The organism is Streptomyces sp. RP5T (genome assembly GCF_003933965.1).
Taxonomy (GTDB): domain Bacteria; phylum Actinomycetota; class Actinomycetes; order Streptomycetales; family Streptomycetaceae; genus Streptomyces.
The window spans coordinates 1-4,891 of record NZ_RSAJ01000603.1; the positions used below are offsets into that span (position 1 = coordinate 1).

6 protein-coding genes are annotated in these 4,891 nt (G+C 72.4%); all 6 read left to right on the forward strand.

What is annotated here, in order from left to right; translation table 11 throughout:
- Nucleotides 1-676 precede the first annotated feature (676 nt).
- Nucleotides 677-1,702: a 1,2-phenylacetyl-CoA epoxidase subunit PaaA gene (gene paaA, locus EHS43_RS37360; protein WP_125195066.1), complete on the forward strand. Its 1,026-nt coding sequence runs from the start codon at nucleotides 677-679 to the stop codon at nucleotides 1,700-1,702.
- The gene (gene paaB, locus EHS43_RS37365) at nucleotides 1,699-1,986 is read left to right on the forward strand and encodes a 1,2-phenylacetyl-CoA epoxidase subunit PaaB (RefSeq protein ID WP_029386333.1); all 288 of its coding nucleotides are present in this window, start codon (nucleotides 1,699-1,701) and stop codon (nucleotides 1,984-1,986) included. Before paaA ends, paaB begins: the two co-directional genes overlap by 4 nt.
- Nucleotides 1,983-2,744 carry a 1,2-phenylacetyl-CoA epoxidase subunit PaaC gene (paaC, locus tag EHS43_RS37370; protein WP_125195067.1) on the forward strand — a complete coding sequence of 254 codons (762 nt, stop codon included), beginning with the start codon at nucleotides 1,983-1,985 and terminating at the stop codon, nucleotides 2,742-2,744. The genes paaB and paaC overlap by 4 nt, the downstream gene beginning before the upstream one ends.
- Nucleotides 2,738-3,265, forward strand: a complete 528-nt coding sequence (paaD, locus tag EHS43_RS37375; protein ID WP_125195068.1) for a 1,2-phenylacetyl-CoA epoxidase subunit PaaD — start codon at nucleotides 2,738-2,740, stop codon at nucleotides 3,263-3,265. Before paaC ends, paaD begins: the two co-directional genes overlap by 7 nt.
- Entirely contained in the window at nucleotides 3,265-4,323 is a 1,059-nt protein-coding gene (locus EHS43_RS37380; protein ID WP_125195069.1) for a 2Fe-2S iron-sulfur cluster-binding protein, read from the forward strand. The genes paaD and EHS43_RS37380 overlap by 1 nt, the downstream gene beginning before the upstream one ends.
- A 126-nt stretch (nucleotides 4,324-4,449) precedes the next feature.
- Nucleotides 4,450-4,891 (forward strand): acyl-CoA dehydrogenase family protein (locus tag EHS43_RS37385; protein ID WP_185806579.1); only part of this gene is annotated, 442 nt, incomplete at its 3' end.

Here is a 4,891-nt window from a genome sequence, read left to right on the forward strand (position 1 = left end):
CACCCGGGACCGGGCGGGCGCGACGGCCGGATCACCAGTCGCATCGGCCACCTGCGGCTCATTCGCCCCCGCTGACGTCCCCGCCCAGGCCTGTGACGTCTCCGGCCGCTCCAGCCCAGCCGCGTCACGGGGCTCACGGGGCTCACGGGCATCACCGGGCTCGACGGCATCGCTGGACCCGCTCGCATCGCTGGACCCGCCCGCATCACCGGCCTCGGCCGCATCGCTGGACTCGCCCGCATCGCTAGGCTCGGCCGCGCCACCCGGCTCAGCCGCCTCCCCCCGTTCGGGGCCGCCGTCCGGCCCGCTCGCCGCGCCCGGTCGTCTCCGGGCGTTCGAGCCTCCGTCGTACGCGTCCATTCCGCCCCGCTCCCGATTCCGGTCCGTTCAGCGCCGCCCGGCCGCGGAGAGGCGGCCCGCCCGGTGGCCGGCGCCCGCACCCGCCTCGCCGCGGTGGCTCGCACCGGGCACGGTACTCAGGCCCGACCTCCCCGCACAGCCCCTTCCGACCGGTCCGGCCGTGGCCGTGCTCACTCCCGCTTCGGTTTTCCACAGGCTGCCCCGCAGGTTTTCCACAGCGGTTGACACCTTACGGCGCCCGGCACACCATGGAATCGCACGAACCGAACGATCGGTCGGGAGCAGGTTCCGGCGGAGCCCAGGTCGAGGGGGCCTCATGGCGACAGCAGCCGCGCATCAGACGGCGAGCACACAGACGTACGGCACCGGGGGTGCCGTCGGCGACACCACCGCGTACCAGAGCGTCTTCGACGCCGCCGTGGCCGCCGACGAGCGCATCGAGCCGCGTGACTGGATGCCCGACGCCTATCGCGCGACCCTGGTCCGCCAGATCGCGCAGCACGCCCACTCCGAGATCATCGGCATGCAGCCGGAGGCGAACTGGATCACGCGTGCGCCCTCCCTGCGCCGCAAGGCCATCCTGATGGCCAAGGTCCAGGACGAGGCGGGGCACGGCCTCTACCTCTACAGCGCCGCGGAAACTCTGGGCACGAGCCGCGACGAGCTCCTCGACAAGCTCCACTCCGGCCGCCAGAAGTACTCCTCGATCTTCAACTACCCCACCCTCACCTGGGCGGACGTCGGCGCGATCGGCTGGCTGGTGGACGGCGCCGCGATCACCAACCAGGTGCCGCTGTGCCGCTGCTCCTACGGCCCTTACGCACGCGCGATGGTCCGCATCTGCAAGGAGGAGTCCTTCCACCAGCGCCAGGGCTACGAGCTGCTGCTGGCCCTGAGCAACGGCACACCGGAGCAGCACGCGATGGCCCAGGACGCGGTGGACCGCTGGTGGTGGCCGTCCCTGATGATGTTCGGCCCGCCCGACGACGAGTCCGCGCACTCCGCGCAGTCGATGGCCTGGAAGATCAAGCGGCATTCCAACGACGAGCTGCGCCAGCGTTTCGTCGACATCTGCGTCCCCCAGGCCGAGTCCCTGGGCCTCACACTCCCCGACCCGGACCTGCGGTGGAACGAGGAAAGGGGACACCACGACTTCGGCCCGATCGACTGGACGGAGTTCAAGGAGGTCCTCAAGGGCAACGGTCCGTGCAACGAACAGCGGATCACCCAGCGCAGAAGGGCGCACGACGAGGGCGCCTGGGTGCGGGAGGCGGCCGCGGCCCACGCGGCGAAACACTCTGCGGCACAGCACACCGGCGAGACAGGAGCGGCACGCGCATGACGACCACCGACTGGCCCCTGTGGGAGGTCTTCGTGCGCTCGCGCCGCGGCCTCTCCCACACCCACGCCGGCAGCCTGCACGCCCCGGACGCGGAGCTCGCCCTGCGCAACGCCCGCGACCTGTACACCCGGCGCGGCGAGGGCGTCTCCATCTGGGTGGTGCCCTCATCCGCGATCACGGCCTCCTCGCCCGACGAGAAGGACCCCTTCTTCGAGCCGGCCGCCGATAAGCCGTACCGGCACCCCACGTTCTACGAGATCCCGGAAGGGGTGAAGCACCTGTGACGGCGTCCGAGACGGCGTCCGGGGCCACCGTCGCCCCCACGCCCACCCCTGTCCCGGCAGCGGCCGCCCTCGCCCTCGGCGACGACGCCCTGGTGCTCTCGCACCGCCTCGGCGAGTGGGCGGGCCACGCCCCCGTGCTGGAGGAGGAGGTCGCGCTCGCCAACATCGCCCTCGACCTGCTCGGCCAGGCCCGGGTGCTGCTGTCGATGACCGGCGACGAGGACGAACTGGCGTATCTGCGCGAGGAGCGCGCCTTCCGCAACCTCCAGCTGGTGGAGCAGCCGAACGGCGACTTCGCCCACACCATCGTCCGCCAGCTCTACTTCTCCACCTATCAGCACCTGCTGTACGCCGAACTGGCCGCGGGCGACGGCCCCTTCGCCCCGCTCGCCGCGAAGGCCGTCAAGGAGGTCGCCTACCACCGCGACCACGCCGAGCAGTGGACCCTGCGGCTCGGCGACGGCACCGAGGAGAGCCACGAGCGGATGCGGCGGGCGTGCGAGGCGCTGTGGCGGTTCACCGGCGAGATGTTCCGGCCCGTGGAGGGCGTGGAGGTCGACGGGGAGCGCATGGAGTCGGCCTGGCTCGCCTCCGTGGGCGCGGTGCTGCGCCGGGCCACCCTGGGCGTCCCCGAGGGCCCGCGTTCGGGTGCGTGGGCGGCGGGAGCGGGACGGCAGGGTCTGCACACCGAGTCCTTCGGGCGGATGCTCGCCGAGATGCAGCACCTGCACCGCAGTCACCCGGGGGCGTCATGGTGACGCTCACGCCGCTGGAGACCGACCTGTTCGCGCTGGCCGGTTCGGTGCCCGACCCGGAACTGCCCGTGCTGACCCTGCGCGAGCTGGGTGTGGTGCGCGGGGTGCGGGTCCGGGGCGCGGACGTGGTCGAGGTCGATCTGACCCCGACGTACACCGGCTGTCCCGCGATCGAGGCGATGTCCCTGGACATAGAGCGGGTGCTGCGCGAACACGGGGTGCGGGAGGTCACCGTGCGCACCGTGCTCGCGCCCGCCTGGTCGACCGACGACATCACAGCCGAAGGGCGCCGCAAGCTGCGGGAGTTCGGCATAGCGCCACCCCGCGCAGTGGCGGCGTCCGGGCCGGTCGCGGTGGGTCTCGGGCCGACGCGGACACTCGACAGCACGACCGAGGCCGTCGTCTGCCCGCACTGCGGCTGCGCCGACACCGAACTGCTCAGCCGGTTCTCCTCCACCGCCTGCAAGGCGCTGCGGCGGTGCCTGGGCTGCCGTGAACCGTTCGACCACTTCAAGGAGTTGTGATGGCCCGCTTCCACCCGCTCCCGGTGGCCGCGGTCGACCGGCTCACCGACGACTCCGTGGCCCTGACCCTCACCGTGCCGCCCGAGCTGCGCGAGGAGTTCCGGTACGCGGCGGGCCAGCATCTCGCCCTGCGCCGCACGGCCGACGGCACGGAGATCCGCCGGACCTACTCCATCTGCTCTCCCGCGCCGGACGGTGAGGGGCCGCGCCAACTGCGCGTCGGGGTGCGGCTCGTGGAGGGCGGTGCCTTCTCGACGTACGCGCTCAAGGAGATCAATGTCGGGGACGAGCTGGAGGTGATGACTCCGGCGGGCCGTTTCACCCTGGATCCGGCGCCCGGACTGTACGCGGCGATCGTCGGCGGCAGCGGCATCACCCCGGTGCTGTCGATCGTGTCGACGCTGCTGGCGCGCGAGCCGGAGGCCCGGTTCTGTCTGATCCGCAGCGACCGTACGTCCGCCTCGACGATGTTCCTGGAGGAGGTGGCCGACCTGAAGGACCGCCACCCCGAGCGGTTCCAGCTGGTCACGGTGCTCTCCCGGGAGGAGCAGCAGGCGGGGCTGCCGTCCGGGCGACTCGACCGGCAGCGGCTGACCGGGTTGCTTCCGGCGCTGCTGCCGGTGGACCGGGTGGCGGGATGGTTCCTGTGCGGGCCGTTCGGGCTGGTGCAGGGTGCGGAGAAGGCGTTGCGGGAGCTCGGGGTGGCCCGTACGAGGATCCACGAGGAGATCTTCCATGTGGACGCGGGGGCAGCCCCGGTGCGGACGGTCGCGGCGCCCGCGCACAGCACGGTGACCGCCCGGCTCGACGGACGCGGCGGCAGCTGGCCCGTCCAGGCCGGCGAGTCCCTGCTGGAGACGGTGCTGCGCAACCGGTCCGACGCGCCCTACGCCTGCAAGGGCGGGGTGTGCGGGACCTGCCGGGCCTTCCTGGTCTCCGGCGAGGTGCGCATGGACCGCAACTTCGCGCTGGAGCCGGAGGAGACCGAGGCCGGCTATGTGCTGGCGTGCCAGTCGCATCCGGTGACGGAGAAGGTGGAGCTGGACTTCGACAGGTAGGCCCGACAGGTAGGCCCGGGGAAGCCCGTTCCCTTCTTCTGGAACCTGTTCTATCTTGACGGACCGTCAGATCAGCTCACGCGATCTGCCGACCCGATCTGCCGACCCGTCGGAAGGACAGGGACCGTGGACTTCACCTTCAGCGAGGAGCAGCAGGCGGCGGCCGAGGCCGCGCGCGGGGTGTTCGCCGACGTCGCGCCGGACGCGGTGCCCTCTCCGGCGCTGACCACGGGTGCCGTGGCCGACGATTTCGACCGGGCCCTGTGGGCCAGGCTCGCCGACGCGGACCTGCTGAGCCTGCTCTCGGCGCAGGAGTACGGCGGGGCCGGCCTGGACGCCGTCGCCCTGTGCCTGGTGCTGCGCGAGTCGGCGAGGGTGCTGGCCCGGGTGCCCCTGCTGGAGAGCAGCGCGGCCATGGCGGCCGTACAGGCTTATGGCGGGCCGGAGTTGCGGGGGAGGTTGCTGGAGCGGGCCGGGCGCGGGGAGGTCGTGCTGACGGTCGCCGCGAGCGGTCGTACGGGACACGATCCCGCCGAACTCGCCGTCATCGCGCGGGCGGAGGAGGGGG